The following is a 17,156-nucleotide window of genomic DNA, read 5'->3' on the forward strand; positions in this document are numbered from 1 at the left end:
TTCCCTCGAAACTTGCTTTACAACACGCCAAACTTATTCCACAATGAAGAAAAACCCGTTGTAGGATGAAGGTATGAAGATTCGTGTTTGGTTGTTGCTCGTTCTGCTTGTTTCCCCGCTTCTCTCGGCCCAGGTACAGTATCCTCCCCGAATGATCCCCCTCTCCTCGCCTGTCTACGCGCAGGCCGAGCTGCTCTATAGACTGAACGGTCTTGCCCTTCCTTCCGGATCCAAGCCATGGAGCACCGCCGAGGCTGCAGCCATTCTGGATGCGGTTCCAGCTCATACGGCCCATCAAAAGCTTCTGGATGCGACCAAAGCATTGGTCGAAACCAGCCGGCTCAAGGAAAAGTCGCAGGACTTTTCCTACCTGCTTTCCACCACCGTAGATCTGGAGGCCTACACCCATACCAATACCACTGACTTTGTAAACACCTATGACTGGATCTACAGCTATGACGACCGCAGACCTTTGGTACAAGCCAATATGGAGCTTCTTTTCTCCAATCATTTCTACTTTGCCACCGGGGTGGAGGTTGGAACTGCTTCGTATTCGTTGAAAGATAAGGGAAAAACAACGGATTTTACCACCGATATCGGCGCGTTGTTCACCGTAGCGGATGGAATCTCTCAACTTGAAACCGCCTATCGGTACCAGAATGCATTCATCACCAATCTGATCCTGCCTTCCCTGGACAATATGCAGGCCGACTGGCCGAAGGAGGCCCAACTTTCCTTGGGAGGTCCCTGGTGGTATCTTTCGGTGGGACGAAGCCGAATTCGCTGGGGCAACGGAAGTACCGGGAATTTGGTCATCGGTGACCATATCAACGGGCATACCTACTTGATGGGGTCGGTCATCAGCGATGCAGCCAAACTGCAATTCATGTATCTGTTCATGCCGGATCCCTCTGAGTCGGGGGACCAACGCATCTTTCTCGGACACCGGTTGGAAACGCACCCCGTTTCCTGGGCACGCTTCACCGTCACCGAGAATGTCATGTACAAGAATGATTCCCTGCTGCTGCTCTACTTCAACCCCACCTATATCTACCACAATCTGTACGATGGGAGCAGGTTGAACTCCATCGCCAGCATCGAGTTTGATGTTGTCGTCGTTCCCTCGGTTTCCTTGCACGCCCAATTCGCCCTCGACCAATTCCAACTGGCCAATGAGACAGGATCAGAGGCGAATGCAACGGGTATGTTGTTGCAGAGCGCCTACTCCTGGAAACAGGGAGATGGATATTGGACGCTTTTGGGAGAGTATGTCAGTACCGACCCATCCTTCTACCGGCGCAACAACATTGACTTCATGCTTGCCCGGGGACTGAACAACAATTGGCCGCCGGTCATCATCGATTACCTCGGCTACCAATACGGTTCGGACAGCAAGGTATATGCGCTCAAGCTCTCCTACCAATCCCTGAAAGGGTTGCAACTCGACCTGTCCGCCTTGGTCCATCGACAAGGCGCTGTCGACCGGTTCGGACTTCATAATCCTGATGGGAATCAATACAATTCAACGATCAAGGGTCCCTCTCCTTCCGGAGATGACATCACCGAACGGCTCATCTTCGGGGTGAAGGCATCGTATGACACGACACTCGCCGGGTTGACCATCTACAGCCAGGCGAACTGGATCGGAAGACGGCACTACTATCCTGAGACTGCGACAAGTGACCAATATGCACAGGATCTGCAACTCGTAGTGGGGATGAGTCTGACCTTCTGAGGCGAACAGGCAAAAACCTTACCCACGTTTTTCCAAGGTAAGCTTTTGGGGAAGGAAACCTAACGTTCGGCTTGCGTACGTTAGGTATTTCTTTCTAAATACAACAATTACATACCAAATTGCTCTTGAGTTCCTTCCCCACCAGACGGTAGTATCAGCAGAGGATAGACAACCGATGCAGATACGAAACACACAGAAACTCAAACCCTACCTTCTCATCTTACCCGCCCTTGCCTTGGCAGTGGTGTTCTCGTATCGTCCATTCTTGGTTACGCTGCTCAACAGCCTGTACACCGTCAATATGGCGGGAACGCGCATGAACTTCGTCGGGCTCGAAACCTATGGGCGGTTATTTGCCAGCCAGAGTTTTCAGGCCAGCCTCTCCAATACCCTTCGTTTCACGCTGTTCTTTGTGCCCGTCAACCTGGTCTTCTGTCTTTCAGCAGCGTTGCTCTCCAACCGGGAAGGCAAATTGGCCACCCTCAACCAAGTATTTTTTTTCCTTCCGATGGCGGTCGGCCTTTCCAGCACCATGATGATCTTCAAGATGATGTTCAACCCTTCCATCGGAATCATCAACCAGCTCTTCTCCCTGGACGTCCAATGGTTCAATGACGGTAAGGCTGCCATGGCATTGTTGGTCATGGCGGGGGTGTACCTCGACCTTGGGTTCGATTTTCTGTTGTTGCATGCCGCCCTTCGCAACATCCCCAAGGAATTGGTGGAAGTTGCCAAATTGGAGGGAGCCGGCTGGTATCAGACATTCAGCATGCTTCAGGCTCCCTTGATCGCCCCCACAGTGGTCTTCATCTTGGTCACCAGCATCAAGGATGCAATGCTCATCAGCTCTCCTGTCTTGATTCTTACCGAAGGGGGCCCGTTCCGATCGACCCAGACGTTGGTGTATCAGATGTATCTGGAAGGATTCAAAAGCGGCAACTACGCCGTTGGTTCGGCAATTGCCACGATCGTATTCCTGTTGACCTTCCTCATTCTGCTTGCCTTGCTGCATCTGGAACGAAGGAGGGTCTACTACTCATGAAAAAGCTGACCGCCCTATTCGCGACCCTGCTATCCCTGGTGGTAATCTTCCCCATTATCTACAGTCTGAGTGCCTCGTTCTTTCCTGCCTCCGACTTCACCAGTATTCCTGCCCGCCTGTTTCCCTCCATTCCCACCTTGGAGAATTATTTTCGGGCCTTCAGTGAATCGAATCTCCAACGGTTTCTTTTCAATTCATTCATGGTTTCTCTGCTGGGTACCGTCCTACGGATGAGCATCAGCATCGTCACCGCATATACGTTCACCTTTTTCAACTTCAAGGGAAGGGATGCATTGCTGCTTTGTATCATTGCAACCATGCTGCTGCCCTCAGACGCCCTGTTGCTCGCAAACTACACCACCATCCGTGCGCTCAGGCTTACTGACAGCTATATAGGCATCATCAGTACCTCGTTGCTGGTACCCACCCACATTTTCATGCTCAGGCAATACTTCAAGACGGTGAGCACCGAGTACCGGGAAGCTGCAGTCCTGGAAGGGTGTTCGGATACCCGTTTCCTCACAACCTTACTGATTCCGATCAGCAAGGCGGTGATCATCACCCTTGCCATTCACAGTTTCAGCACATTGTTCAACGACTATCTTTGGCCGCTCTTGGTGACCAACAAGGAATCGATGCGTACCGTCCAGGTCGGACTGACAATGCTTGGTTTTTCAGAGAATCTCGACTACGGTCCGCAGTTTGCGGCTATTACCGTCTTGCTCACCCCGATACTCATCGCCTTTATCGCGATGCATAAACCGATCCAAACCAGCGTGAGTACACGCTTTGCAGGGAGATAAGATATGAAACGCATTCTTTTGTTCACAGTGGCTGCCCTTCTGGCAGGAAATGGTTTGTTCGCACAAGCTCGTGTGGAATCGAACGAAGCGATACAACCAGTAGTCATCACGTGGTGGCATTCCAACAGTGGGATGGCAGGCAAAGCCGCCGATGCGTTGGTCGAGGGATTCAACGCCACCATCGGTACACAGAAAAACATCCGTGTGGAGGCGGTGTACCAAGGCAAGGCAAATGATGTGTTGACCAAGGCAAAGGGCATTTGGCAGTCATCGGTCAATACCGACCTTCCTGATCTGGTGCAGCTCGATGCTCAGGCTGTGTTGGATATTCGGGATATTCCCCAGTTGATCCCGATGGAAACACTTGCCGTCAATGACGGATATGATTTGAGTCAGATCCTGGAAGCGGCAAGGCTTTCGGTCACTTACAAACAAAAGATGATCGGCATGCCCTTCAACAGCTCAACCATTATGCTGTATTACAACAAGACTGCATTCGAGGAGGCGGGTATCAAAACTCCGCCCAAGACACTCACCGAACTTGCCGATACCGCGAAAGCCTTGGTCAAGCAGGATGCAAATCATAAGGTGACTCGGTACGGGTTTGCCAATGTACCGACGACTTATGAGTTGATCGTATGGTTGGGACAGCAACATGGTCTGAGTTACATCACCGATGAAGAAAACGGGCATACGGGAATCCCCACCAAGGTTTTGTTCGATGAGAATGGGACAATGGTCACCTTCCTCAAGCAGTGGAAGCAACTCTATGCGAGTGGAGCTGTAGAGAATCTTACCAGCGATCTCAACGGAGCATTCGCCAGCGGAAGGGTTGCCATGATCGTTGCTTCGACCAGTAATCTCACCACCATCCTCAATCTGGTCGGGGACCGATTCGAGGTCGGGGTGGCGAACTTCCCGATGGTGAACGCCGAGGCTACCGGAGGGGTGAACGTAGGAGGCGGAGCATTGTATGCGTTGGACAATGGTTCGCAGCATAGTGAAGCGGCTTGGCAATTCGTCAAATATGCGACCCAGGCTGAGCAACAGCTTGCCTGGCACATCGCTACCGGGTATTTTCCGGTTAATACGGGAACCTATGACCTGCCGTCGTTCCAGGAACATATGAAGAACAATCCGCTGTATGGGGTTGCGATCGAGCAACTGATGCAAAGCAATCCGAAGTTGCAGGGGCTGTGGATCCCATCCTCATATCAGATTTATTATGCATTCCAAAGCGGGATTCTCAAAATGCTCAGTGAGGACAAGAGCCCAGAAGAGACCAGCAAGGCTTTGGCTGCTGAGATCGATGGATATCTGGCGGACTATCTGAGAATGCAATGAGCATGCATCTTGCCACCAATACGAATTTGATCAGTTTCAATGCCGACGGCAGCAAGATGACATTGATCGACCTGTTGCCCTTCTATGCAAGGAAGGGCTTTAGGACGCTTGATGTCAATTTGTGCGAGATGCTGAATCCAGGAAGCAAGTTGGCCGGCAATGCCTATCGGGAGTATGGGCGCCGGCTGTTGGAGCTGAAGCAGGCACATGAGCTGGTGTTTCACCAGGCACATGCTCCCTATGCAAAGGATGGGCATGTATTGGGGGACTTCCTTTCCCGGTCCATGGAGCTTTGTCAAATGTTGGATATTGCGGTGCTTGTCGTGCACCCGATCAAGGGGACGATTGCGGAGAATATTGCCTGTTTTACACCATACATCCGGCAGGCGGAACAGCAGAAGCTGATACTCGCTTTCGAAAACCTGACCGACAGTGATGAACTTACGACGACAAATCAATTATGTGAGTTGGTCGATGGTTTCAATGCCCCATCGGCCGGTGTATGCTACGATACCGGACACGCCCATATGCTCGGCCATGATTTGGTACAGGATATCCTGTGTCTGGGGAAACGCATCAAGGCAACCCATATTGCAGACAACCACGGGAAAACGGATGAACATCTGCTTCCTTTCTTCGGTACCATCGATTGGAAGGCAGTGGTACAAGCATTCGCTACGGCCAACTATGCAGGATATCTGACCTTCGAATGCATGTTCTTCAACCGCCATCTTCCCCTGGAGTTGAAAAGTCAGGCACTTGATCTTGCCCAGGCGGTGGGCAAGCACCTGCTCAGCCTAGTTCCCTGAAACGACAGCGGTTTTTGAAGGTACAGCTTTTGCACATGAGACCAGGGCATTGCTGGAAGTCATCGTTGGTCTCCAGTTGCTGGACATGCCAGGAAAGATCATCGATCCGCTTTTGCAGGGAGGTCTGCCGTTCCAAGGCGGTGCTGAGCTTGCTTCGGTATTGTCTGAGCAATTCATTGCGCCGTTTCTCTCCGGTGGAATCCTCGCTTCCCATCAGGATGATGGTCCGGATTTCCTGCAAGGTGAAATCGAGTTCCTTGAGTTCCGCAATGCGGTTCAGATACACGACATCAGCGTCGGTATAATAGCGTTGGCCTCCTTCGGAGCGATGATTGGTCTTCAAAAGTCCGAGCGATTCGTAGTACCGAATGGTACGAACCGTCACGTTGCATTTTCTTGCCAATTCTCCGATGCGGTAGGTTTGTTCCTGCATAGTCAAGGTTGTACCATATCACAAGCAAAGTGCCAATGTTCCCATCTTAGCTGAGTATGAAATACCTCATTACCCAACCAACGGAACAACGGATCAAGGAAATGGCGGTCTGCGACCGACCAAGGGAACGCATGCTCAGCCGGGGAGCGGAATCATTGTCCGACCAGGAACTCCTTGCCATTCTCATCGGCAGCGGGAATCGGGAGCGGTCGGTCAATGCAATTGCCAAGGACCTGATGGAAATCCTGGATACCAAAGCATCAATCTCCAACGAGGATCTGTTGGGCATCCCCGGGTTGGGAATGGCCAAGGCAACCCTCATTGCAGCATCCTTGGAACTGGGAAGGAGAAGGCTTCCGGCAAAACGGAGGCAGATCTCCACCCCTTCGGACATCTTTCCCTTGATCAGGCACTATGCCACCAGGATGCAGGAACACTTTCTTTCAGTTTGTCTCAACGGGGCACATGAAGTACTCTCGGTCAATGTATGCTCGATTGGATTGGTGAACCGTACCTTGGTTCATCCCCGGGATGTCTTAGCCTCAACTTTGATACAATCGTATTAGGGCAAAAAGGGCCAAAAAACGCACTGGAATGCAGCATTTTGAGGTTTGCTCAGCGTAGAAGGGGCTGTAATCTGATATTTATTAGCTGCGAAAAGTTGTAGAGCCAAAGCTAATGTGTAAATTGAAACCTTTGGATTGGCACACAAGGAATAATCCAATTGTGCGACAGTTAATATTATCGTTTTCTCATAAGTGATATTTATTGCTCAGTTTCCCTCGACACCAACATAAGCCATTCATACCACTATGTATCAGTCCAGGCCAAAAAAGTCCTTCTTCTTTTTAGGTTTTGAGCAACAATATATTTGGTGCTTTTTCCCATACAAGTCTGTATAGCTTATACAAAACAACCTTTCATCAATATGATTATATCGAGGTTTCTCTACCAGATAAAAGGTCATCCACTTCTTTGAAGGTCCAAGTGAGTAGGAAACCCCGTTCTGCCGACTCTTATACATACCAATTTTCTTTGATGTATCTAAATAAATCAAAGCAACTTCCTGTTTCTCTCCTGGATGAAGATTCTTTCTGATTGGGATATTGGCTCCTCCGGAATTATTCTCTTTAAAAAAATCAATTCGCATATGATTAGCTACTGATTCTCCCACATTTTCTATCGTTATTTCCCATAAAGAACGCTCATAGTAGGCCTGAAATATTTTAACAAGTCGCAGAAACTCCGGGTTATTAATAAAGTTTTTTACTAACTTATTCGTACCTGAATCTCCAGAAATATAAGTTTTTTCTCTGAGACTATTCATCACACTTTCTAAGAAGTGCTGCTGTTTAACCTCAATTTCAACACCATTTATCTGTAAGAACTTATAGAACTCGTCATCCAGTTTACGCTGGAATCTGAAATACCCATCAAGCTCTGCCGCATCTTGAGATTTTTTCTTCAAGGATGGATTAAAACCAATTTCTGATTGAGCCAATATTAATTTCGGTAACCGACTATTTCTTTCGAAAGCTATCTCGATTTTTACAGTTATGATTGCGACAATAAATGAAATTATCCCTGATAAGCATAAATTCAAAATTGGATTCATATGTGTAAGCTCCTAATAATATTCTATGTAAAATGTATCAGTGGTGCTTTGCAATTCTGTTTCAGTTTCAAGAAATACTACCTAGTGATTACACTTTATAGATCTCTGTTAAATCCTTTGACTCCATAAACCATATAAAAGTATCTAGTTTGCCTTTCTAATATGCTAAAAAGCTCCAGCATCACGTAGTATTGACTCAAGTTCGGGCATTAAACGGTTCGGTATCTCTGCAGCTTGAGTAACAGCCACATATTTAAATGTATTTAGGTCAAAGGGAACTTTATCTTCAGAATCTTTCGGCTCAAATAGAAATATTAACCGATTACCCTCATGGTGTTTCAGAGCATAACCAGCCTCAACAAAGACATTTGGGCGTTGGCCTGTCAGGTCACAGATGATAATGTCTGATGAAGCAATAGCTTCATACATCTTTGTATGAATTGGAAAGGTCCCACCTTCTTCTGTCCCCATGTCGATTAGTTCCAAATCAATCTCATGATTTTGCTTAATATTCATCAGAGTTTGACGGAGTTGTTGCAATCGAAGATTTGCCTTCAAAGATGCCTGATCCGGTGCATTCAGTGGGGGATACCATCGAGCAAGAAACACCCTTTTGGGTATGCGTAATTGTGATGCTTTAAAAGTCTGAAGCAACTGTTCGGCTGGAGAAAGAGGGTTTAGCAAGTTTGTAATCCCTTGCTCGCCAAGCCAGTGACCAAGACGATCAAGGTAATTCACAGACCAACAAGCTTTTTGCTCGTGGTTTTCACCAACTGCTTCACGCCAGACTCTCGATGCCAGCTCAATAAATCCATAAGTGCCACAAAGCGAAGGGCAATTTACAGTTAATCTAGTTGATATATCTGTTAATGCTGCAAAGAGATTATCAGCAAACATTGTTAAAGTCTGTCTATCTTGTGAAATAGAGACATCCATGTTGATCAAATTCCGAGCAGTATTCCATAAAGCTGTCAACGGTTGACTTCCAAAACGTTGTCGTGCTGGGGATGGGAGTCCTTGCAAACGATCTGATAACAATCGAGTAAGGTGTAATACGGGATTATAAGAAAATTCATTATCAGGTGTCATGGTATGTATCGGATCCTGCCTAAGTAGAAGCTGTAGACTATGCTCGGATTCTAGCGGTAAAGCAGTACTATTGATTGTGTGAAAAATCAATGATTCAGCATAGTTGTCTGCATCGTTATCTGATGAACCAAGTAATACCATACAAAAAGGCGCATTATATTTTGTCGGTGTATTTGGATCATCAATAAGTTGTTCTGCAAGAAATAATCGATGATTTCCATCTATTCTACGGATGATTTTGCCTTGTTTGATTTGTTCAAGATTATCTCGCCGAATACGTATCCGTTGCATTCGCATCGTCGAGCTAGAGTAACGACGAGAGATATTTAAAAGAGTTCTATCTGTGCTTTCAACTCCGAAGACAGTCTCTCCAAAACCAAGGTCGTCTGGCTCAATTACTCCGCGATTAACAAATAAATGTACTGGAGAACGAACCGAAAGGATAACTTCCGGAATAAAGCGATTTTCACTCTGTTCTAAATATCTTTTAATATCTTCTGCATGTTTTACAGACTCCGGTCGTTGATGTCCAACAACCCGATATTCCTGATCACCATTTTCCATTTTGTATGGAACTGAGATGGCAGCCAAATCACGAAGATCTGCAAAGCCCCTTATTATACGAAAAATTCCTAAAACACTTTCTGAAAAAAGACCTTCAAATTCAAAATATTGTCGCCCTCGAGACATATCAATCCTCCTCAACCGGTAGAGTACCGAGTATCATTTTTTCGACTTCATTCTGAGTATTGTTATGTAAATGGTTAGCCGTTTCCATCTGCTTAACAATCTTAATTCGGTCTGACTCGATACGCTCCATGATTTTTTTTTGGATATCAATCGGCGGAAGAGGAATGTGCAGACTACACAATTCCTGACTATTAATATTAGCTTGTCCAATTATCTGGCGACTTAATACATCAATCTGTTTACGACCAATTACAGAATTTATGCAATAAGCAACGTAATCAGGAATCGCTTGATCTTTTTCCAATCGAATTCGAATAAGATAAGAGGCAAAAACATATTCATCAGAACTATGAAAAACAGCACACTTTCCGACCAGTTCCTTGCTATTGGTCCGGTTAAAGAGAATATCACCATCCATAAGTAAAAGAGATTCTCGGCTTTTTTCAGAAAGGAGTACATGTTTTAAATTTGTATAATCTAGGTAGCCATTCTTAATGTTATTCATTCTTAATACCAGTATACCTTTTTCAGTCGTGTTAGCCTTTTCACTGGTTCCATATTGGACCATCTCAAGTATGGAACCCAATTCCACAACCGAATACCTGCCAAGCGTCAAATCAATCACCGACATTGCTGCCTGGTTGTAACTCACACTCCAACGTTCGAAACCTTTCCAATTTACTGCAAAGTATTTGGGGGGGATAGAACGCTTTGGGTTTGACAATTCCAAGTCTGCTAGAAACTGCTTCTGCATCTCCTCTTCTATCTTAGCAGCACGTACCTTGGCTGCAACCGAGGAGGCTTGCGCCGCTTCCCAATGTGCAACAATTTTCTGCTGAATCAACAACGGCGGAACAGGCACTTTTACACCCTCAAGCTGGGTTGGCTGAATCCGTTTACGGCCCGATGTGCCGCTGATCATTGAATTTAATTGTTTCTTGAACGTGATTGTTCGGAACAGTAGTTTCACGTAGCCTGAATCTGTTTTTTGGAAATTGACAGAATATACAGGAAATTCAGAGGTGACGCACATACAGTCAATGCCATCTGGAGCAAGCCCGATTGCCCCATTACGCACATCAATTTTTGAAAAAACCACATCACCAGGGTAAACTCTAAACAGCCTTCCTTTTATATCCTTTATACGGACTGGCTCGCGAGGCTCAATCGATCCATCAAACCGGATAGTCAGCAGGGTAACCTTAGAATCCGGCGTTAGTGACTCCAGAGCGGTTTCGTTCCGTCGTCTGAGGATACTGGCTAAAGGTCTGATGACCTCATCGGGCCAGTTCCAATCAACAGTGAATTGAGCTGCAACGCTCCAGGTCTGCAATCGTCTGAAATTTACTCTAAACGCCCTTAGTCTGGCTTGAGCTATTTCATCCATCACTTCCCCCCTCCCGCCACAACAAAAGCGTTTGGGAAGGCCAGGAACTCCTGATACCACTCCAAACACGTCTTTTCACAGCCGGCGGGCTGGTTGGCGTTTGGGTACAGCTCGTTCTGGTCTTCCTCGCCGGTGGCAGTAATTCCGACTTTATCAGCCTCGTACATAAAGATAGGGTAGTCGAAGCGCTCCTTGAGCAGCTGTCGGGTCTCGCTGACTTGCCGAACCTCCATCATCTTAAGATACTCTTTGAGCTCCTTCTGCAGAGCTTTGAGCCGTTCTGAGTCCTTGTCTTGCTTGGCAGCCATGATTTCGCTTTCTATTCGATCTTGTTCCATTTTGAGTTTATCGGCATACCGGGTTTCGATCTCCATGCGGGTCTTCGCGTAGGTTTTTTCAAACTCTTGCTGTTCCACTTCGGTAAACTTTTGTAAAAAGAGCAATGAGCATTTCACACTGGCCCCGGAACTGACGAAAGTCTCTTGGGGTAAGCTGACCACAGCGCGGAGAAAGGCTCGGTCTTCAGTGAACTCGCGTACGTAGGAAAGTGAGGGATTATTGAAAATACCTTCGGGCAATACGATGCCAAGGCGACCGCCTGGTTTGAGTAGATCGAGGCAACGCTCAATAAAGAGAACCTCAGTCTTTATCTTTGCCTTGTCGCTCTTCGGTAGGTCGAATAGGCTGGCAATAGGCTTGTTGATTGCAGCCTTTACTCGGTATTGAGCTTCACGATAGAGATTGCCGTATTCCATGAGATAGCGCTCTTCAGCTGCCGGATTTACCTGTATATCAACCTCAAGTACTTTATCGGAGGGTTCAACATTGGATCCAAAAGGAGGATTGGTCAGAACTATATCGAACCGCCCCTCAAAGATACCATTAACGTTTAAAAAGCCATCATGGTGGTGAACGCCACCGTGGCCGTCACCATGCATGATCATGTTCATTTTACTGGTACGTGCCATGCGATCATTAGCGTCGGTGCCATAGATACATCGGTTGGAGAGCTTCCATAGACGGGAACCCTCGCGTTTCTGGTCGATGAGTGCCTGTACTCCTATAAACTTGTCCTGGAGCTTTTTCGCCCGCTGCTCATCGGTGAGCGAATTGTCTTTTTCAACCTCAGCTTTAAAGTCGTTGTACTCGCGGTCGGCATCGGCGAGGATCTTTTCTCGCATGATTTCAAATACCCGGATCAGAAATCCACCTGAGCCACTGGCCGGATCGCAGACAATCTCACCCTCCTTAGGATCAACCATATGCACCATGAATTCGACGATAGTACGTGGAGTAAAGAACTGGCCGATCTCTCCGCGGAAAGTACGGCCAAGAAAACTTTCAAAGGCAACGCCTTTTATATCTTCGCTGGTGTCTGAAAGATTATACTTCTCTAGTTCCTTGACGATAGCCTCACCAGTAGCTGGTTTGAGATTGATACGATCATCATCCTCAAAAATATTGTCAGTTACATAGGCCCTTTTTGTCTCCTGAAACAGGTTGTCTAGCGGATTTTCAGCGATCTGGTTTTTCAGCACATCGACAGTGAAGAGATTAGTCTTATTGCGTCGTGTGAGCAAGGAACGTTCCACATATACCTTGATGAACAACACTTTTGCTATTTCATCGAAAGCTGCTGCTGGATCCTTTTTTTCCCTATTACGAATAATGTTATGGCATTTGTGCAAAAGGTCTGCGAATTCCTTTTCTTTGAAGACGCGAAGTTTTGAAAGTAGTTCTTCAATGTCCTGATCAGAGGCATTACCATGAGGAATATTCTCAAGTTCTTCAGTATAACCAGGTACCTTGTCCTTAATAACCCGCCAGTATTTAGTTTCTCGTGTGTTATGAGTAACAAAAAATGGGGCTCCGCAAATACGAGCGTAATTTTCACCCTGCCCATAATCAGGTGGCTTGATAGTCACACTATCGGATTTGCATTCGACAATTATAAAAGGTGCGTTGTCATCAGATTTGTCCTGAGGTGTGCGCCAGATGACAAAATCTGCACGGGCGGAAGCAGAACCTCGACCCGTTAAATCCATCTCTTCGGATATCTGATCAATTGAAAAAGTGTATTCGTTGACCAATGTCAGCAAATATTCTTGACGAACTGTTTCCTCGGGTGTCTCCAATAGCCATTTGTTTCGAACATGGCTCCAGATTCTTCCTCTCTTCTCATCCCTCTTTAATTCAAGTCTGTCCATAATTCGGAGCTCCCTCTTGTATATCCATTCAAATTTTCTCTACGATTATTCCCGTTCCAATTTTCCAGTGAAAATCTACTTTGCACGGTTATGCAACATATCAAATTGAATTTAACAACTTAATGATCAAAAGAGTTCCTCGTGGTGAGATATTTGTATGCATATACTTATGTAGGATACCTCTTTCCTAAGAGAAATTGCAAGAAAAATGACCAAATTACATGTTTCTGTATGAATCTCAGTACCTATTTTATTACAAACTCTGTAAAAATTGACTCTCTGCAATTTCCCTTACTTTGTGTAGCAAGCTGGTTAGGCAGATGTCATTGACAGTATTCCTACGTTGCGATATTTTCAGCAAATGCTTTACAACAACTACACACTTGTTTGGCATTTTTTACAAAAACCCCATTGACCAACATTATCCTTTCTATGTATCGTTAGCTTGTCAGTCTTTTAGTAAACAGACTGAAAGGATAAAACCACCATGTACAAGACTACCGCGAATTTTGGGGAGTTCCTGAAAAGGAAGAGAGAGGAAAAGCAAATTAGCCTGAGGGAACTGGCGCGAAGATTGGAAGTATCAGCACCTTTCCTAAGCGACGTTGAAAACAACCGACGCGCTCCTTTGACGGAGGAACGTCTGGCAACGCTGGCTGATGTGCTGAACCTGAGTGAGGCTGAGAAAGCCGAGATGTATGACATCGTGGGGCATCAGAAAGGCTTGCTTGCACCTGATCTGAATCCGTATGTCAATGACAGACCCTATGTGAACGCTGCCCTGAGGACCGCAAGGAACCTGGAAGCAAACGAGGATGATTGGAAGATGTTCATTGAGGAACTGATCAAGAGGAAAAGCGGGGATAACTAGGGCAGCATGGTAAAATGTGCAAGTAAATTGGACTCAAATGGGATTCCGCTTTTGAGCAAGGAGCAGCTTGATAGGCACGGGGAGAGGATTCTTCACGCCTTCTCCCCTGCAGTACTGGTAAATCCGCAACCCACGGATCTGGATGGACTCATCAGAGAAATGGGATTCAATCAGGAGTACCAGTATCTTTCCCACAACGGGGTGTACCTGGGGCTGACGGTATTCGATGATACGGATATGCTGCCCGTGTACAATCCAGTACTCAACAGGGCTGAGTTCATTTCGGTGAAGAAGAACACCATCATCATCGAGGGGACGCTTGCAGAGAATCCCGCCTATGAGCATCGTGAACGCTTCACGCTGGGTCATGAAGCGGCACACGGGCTGATACACGCTGAGTATTACAGACGCAAGGCCGAATTTGCCGGGTATAGTGATACCAGCGTGGGCATCTACTCTAGACCCAGTGTCCCTGACCTGAGCGGTGTTGATGCAAGCGGCAGACGGCTCCAGGGTGAAGCCTGGCTCGAATGGCAGGCAAACTACCTGGCTGCAGTCCTGCTGATGCCCAAATCTGCCGTCAAGATGCTCAAAGACCAGATCGAGCCAAAAGGCAGCCGCTATTGGCACATTGAACTGATTTGCAAGATGGTCGAGGTATTCAATGTGTCCGAGGAGGCAGCAAGGGTCCGACTAGCCTCACTGGGGTTTCTCCCCACCTGATTTCTGGAACCTTATTCACCAGGCGCTTAAAAACAGCTGCCTGTGAATCGTATATCTCAAAGATTGCCTGACTGCATTTGCCAGCAGGTTTCTTTTTCTTTTGCATGTTTACCATTTGGTTAACATTGAACACAAAAAGGAGTTGCGATGAGTATTCCCATGAGATGCCCCACCTGTGGAAAGCGGGCATTCGATACTTCCGGCTTCCACCAAGGAAACCAGCCGATCGTGATAACACTCAAGTGCCCGCAGTGCGGCCGGTTCGTGGAAGTCCCGATTGCACAGGACATGCGCCTGCCGGTTAGGAAAGGAGGAAGCCGTGCTCAAAGCATGAACAGATAGCCGGAAGGGAACTCCCCTTCCCTGAATATCCACACTGCTACTTGGACATACCGAGCAATGGGGCCGCATGGCGAGCCACCGAATGGCCGGATGATTCACAGGACACACGTCTTGTAATCATCCGGCTTTCTTTTTGCCCGGAGGTTCTCTCTTACAGAACAACCAGGACCGTCCGCCTCCTAGGCCGAGGCAGGATGGTCACAGCCCATCGGCTCCTTTGGATCCGAACGACAGCATCCTCGTGCCAGGCCGGGATTCCCCACCAGGATGCACTACATCAAACATTGAAAGCCGGCAGCAGGGAATGCGCCGGCCGAAGGTCAAAACGGAGATGCGTTTTGATTTCGGCCAGCATGCCCTCGTCGCTGCATACCCGAATTCCCGTCTCCGTTTTGCCCGAACCCCGAGGAGGGGCACATGGCAAAATCAGACAATCACGAGCAAACCAGGGAATTCTACATCTTCGATCCGATCACCGAGAAGAAGATCATCGTCACCGAGGGCCAGTTCAGGGAGTACTACCGTCCCATCCACCGCGTCTATGCATTCGCAAAGCGTCACCACCAATGCGCCTGCCGCAAATGGTGGCTGTGCGGCGGCGATTGCAATGTTTGCGACTGGGCACGCGATCCGGAGCAGGATACCCTAGCCCAGCTATACTATGACCTTGAGATTATGAACAGCAGCAGGTATGAGACTCATGAACCCCAGGCTGCCGCAGAGCGAAATGAATTCAGGGAGAAAGCCGAGGCATTCCTTCATTTGCTTACTGGGGAGCTGAGAAGGATCTATGACCTCCATGAGGAAGGCAAGTCGCAGGATGAGATTGCAGCTGTGATGGGAGTATCACAAGATACGATTCATCGGAGGCTCAAGAAGATCAAGGAGGACTTCCGATCCTTCTATGAGGGTTGAGAAGCGAGATTTCAATTTTGGCATTGGTGTGAAGAACCACTCTTCCGCCAATGGCCGGATATTTTACATATCAAACGACATGACCGAGTTTCAGAGCTTCAGATGCTTTATCCCACTGAGGACAGTATGAAAGAATTACAGAGAATTACCAGGGAACATATTTATTCTGGGTACTATCCATGTATTCAGGGTTCTGCCGGGTTCAGAAGAATTAGGTAAGGAACGCGATTATTTAGATTCATATTAATAATCTTGTTAGGGTCGGGCGGATTGAACCTGGTTGTTTCCGCCCGACGCCAACAATCTTAATCATCAGCAATATGAATGGCCATGATTAAAACGTTTTAATTAGCAGGGATACCAGCAACAGTATTGGTATTGGGAGTCTGCGCAAATGTAAAAGCCCTGCACCGATTAATTACGATGCAGGTATACTGTTTTCAAGTTGGGTTATCCCAAGAGATTTGGAAGCAACAGAGAAATAGGCTCAATATAAGTGATCGCTAGAATCACAAGAATCAATATCACTATGTAGGGAACGATTGCTTTTACCAAAGGCTCCAGCTTTATATGCGCGATATTGCACGCTACATAGAGGCAAGAACCCACTGGTGGCGTCACCTGGCCTACTGCAAGATTTACAATCATTATGATGCCTACAAGATAAGGGCTAACACCGACCTGAGTAAGTACCGGAAGAAGGATTGGTGTAAGCAAAATGACTGCTGCAGAGGGATTCAGGAAGCAACCTGCAATTAGGAGCACGATGTTGAAAAGAAACAATAATATGAATTTGTTTGTTGTCAATCCAAGTAGCGTAGATGCGATAAGCTGAGGAATCCTCTGGCTAGTTAGTACCCAGCTGAACGAGCCAGCGGTAGCCATGATGAGCATGATAACTGCAGTTCCTGCAGCAGAAGTCGCAAGAATTTTCACCAAAGATTTGATATCCAAATCTTTGTAAATGAATTTCCCTACTATGACACCATAAACAACAGCAACAGCTGCGGATTCTGTAGGAGTGAAGATACCGGAATAAATTCCCCCAAGTATTATTACAGGCATCAAGATCGCCCAGAGGCTGTCAATGAAGATATGGATTATCTCCTTTCTTGATTTTTTTTCTTTCTTAACAATTATGTTGTGTTTGA

16 protein-coding genes are annotated in these 17,156 nt (G+C 46.9%); 10 read left to right on the forward strand and 6 right to left on the reverse strand.

Annotation, left to right across the window (positions count from 1 at the left end):
* Window positions 1–73 precede the first annotated feature (73 nt).
* From AB7C91_RS09675 to AB7C91_RS09695, 5 genes are all read left to right on the forward strand, one after another.
* A complete protein-coding gene (locus AB7C91_RS09675; protein WP_428590992.1) occupies window positions 74–1,735 on the forward strand; it encodes a hypothetical protein in 1,662 nt (553 codons plus the stop codon).
* 175 nt (window positions 1,736–1,910) lie between these two features.
* The gene (locus AB7C91_RS09680) at window positions 1,911–2,777 is read left to right on the forward strand and encodes a sugar ABC transporter permease (RefSeq protein ID WP_332446998.1); all 867 of its coding nucleotides are present in this window, start codon (window positions 1,911–1,913) and stop codon (window positions 2,775–2,777) included.
* On the forward strand, window positions 2,774–3,580 hold the full coding sequence (locus AB7C91_RS09685; RefSeq protein WP_428590996.1) for a carbohydrate ABC transporter permease: 807 nt from the start codon (window positions 2,774–2,776) through the stop codon (window positions 3,578–3,580). Before AB7C91_RS09680 ends, AB7C91_RS09685 begins: the two co-directional genes overlap by 4 nt.
* 3 nt (window positions 3,581–3,583) lie before the next feature.
* Entirely contained in the window at window positions 3,584–4,924 is a 1,341-nt protein-coding gene (locus tag AB7C91_RS09690) for an ABC transporter substrate-binding protein (protein WP_428590999.1), read from the forward strand.
* A complete protein-coding gene (locus AB7C91_RS09695; protein WP_332446995.1) occupies window positions 4,921–5,733 on the forward strand; it encodes a sugar phosphate isomerase/epimerase family protein in 813 nt (270 codons plus the stop codon). Before AB7C91_RS09690 ends, AB7C91_RS09695 begins: the two co-directional genes overlap by 4 nt.
* Here AB7C91_RS09695 and AB7C91_RS09700 read toward each other — a convergent pair.
* Window positions 5,717–6,166: a MerR family transcriptional regulator gene (locus AB7C91_RS09700; RefSeq protein WP_332446994.1), complete on the reverse strand. Its 450-nt coding sequence runs from the start codon at window positions 6,164–6,166 to the stop codon at window positions 5,717–5,719. The genes AB7C91_RS09695 and AB7C91_RS09700 overlap by 17 nt on opposite strands.
* Window positions 6,167–6,222: 56 nt before the next feature.
* Here AB7C91_RS09700 and AB7C91_RS09705 point away from each other — a divergent pair, with 56 nt between their 5' ends.
* A complete protein-coding gene (locus AB7C91_RS09705) occupies window positions 6,223–6,732 on the forward strand; it encodes a JAB domain-containing protein (RefSeq protein ID WP_428591003.1) in 510 nt (169 codons plus the stop codon).
* A 251-nt stretch (window positions 6,733–6,983) separates the two neighbouring features.
* Here AB7C91_RS09705 and AB7C91_RS09710 read toward each other — a convergent pair whose 3' ends face one another.
* The 4 genes from AB7C91_RS09710 to AB7C91_RS09725 form a co-directional block, all read right to left on the reverse strand.
* Window positions 6,984–7,781, reverse strand: a complete 798-nt coding sequence (locus tag AB7C91_RS09710; protein WP_428591006.1) for a hypothetical protein — start codon at window positions 7,779–7,781, stop codon at window positions 6,984–6,986.
* 165 nt (window positions 7,782–7,946) lie between these two features.
* On the reverse strand, window positions 7,947–9,560 hold the full coding sequence (locus AB7C91_RS09715; protein ID WP_428591009.1) for a hypothetical protein: 1,614 nt from the start codon (window positions 9,558–9,560) through the stop codon (window positions 7,947–7,949).
* Window position 9,561: 1 nt separating this feature from the next.
* Window positions 9,562–10,947, reverse strand: a complete 1,386-nt coding sequence (locus AB7C91_RS09720) for a restriction endonuclease subunit S (RefSeq protein WP_428591012.1) — start codon at window positions 10,945–10,947, stop codon at window positions 9,562–9,564.
* Window positions 10,947–13,154: an N-6 DNA methylase gene (locus AB7C91_RS09725; RefSeq protein ID WP_428591015.1), complete on the reverse strand. Its 2,208-nt coding sequence runs from the start codon at window positions 13,152–13,154 to the stop codon at window positions 10,947–10,949. The genes AB7C91_RS09720 and AB7C91_RS09725 overlap by 1 nt, the downstream gene beginning before the upstream one ends.
* A gap of 487 nt (window positions 13,155–13,641) precedes the next feature.
* On the opposite strand from AB7C91_RS09725, the gene AB7C91_RS09730 reads away from it, so the two are divergent.
* From AB7C91_RS09730 to AB7C91_RS09745, 4 genes are all read left to right on the forward strand, one after another.
* The gene (locus AB7C91_RS09730) at window positions 13,642–14,025 is read left to right on the forward strand and encodes a helix-turn-helix domain-containing protein (protein WP_428591018.1); all 384 of its coding nucleotides are present in this window, start codon (window positions 13,642–13,644) and stop codon (window positions 14,023–14,025) included.
* A gap of 6 nt (window positions 14,026–14,031) precedes the next feature.
* Entirely contained in the window at window positions 14,032–14,748 is a 717-nt protein-coding gene (locus tag AB7C91_RS09735; protein ID WP_428591021.1) for an ImmA/IrrE family metallo-endopeptidase, read from the forward strand.
* Between the two features lie 147 nt (window positions 14,749–14,895).
* Window positions 14,896–15,090 (forward strand): hypothetical protein, encoded by a 195-nt coding sequence (locus tag AB7C91_RS09740; protein WP_428591024.1) that lies wholly within the window; start codon window positions 14,896–14,898, stop codon window positions 15,088–15,090.
* A 417-nt stretch (window positions 15,091–15,507) separates the two neighbouring features.
* Window positions 15,508–16,005 carry an RNA polymerase sigma factor gene (locus AB7C91_RS09745; RefSeq protein WP_428591027.1) on the forward strand — a complete coding sequence of 166 codons (498 nt, stop codon included), beginning with the start codon at window positions 15,508–15,510 and terminating at the stop codon, window positions 16,003–16,005.
* Window positions 16,006–16,455: 450 nt separating this feature from the next.
* Here AB7C91_RS09745 and AB7C91_RS09750 read toward each other — a convergent pair.
* Window positions 16,456–17,156 (reverse strand): TRAP transporter large permease (locus tag AB7C91_RS09750; RefSeq protein WP_428591030.1); only part of this gene is annotated, 701 nt, incomplete at its 5' end.

Origin of the sequence: Sphaerochaeta sp. (genome assembly GCF_050256055.1) — a bacterium.
Lineage (GTDB): Bacteria > Spirochaetota > Spirochaetia > Sphaerochaetales > Sphaerochaetaceae > Sphaerochaeta.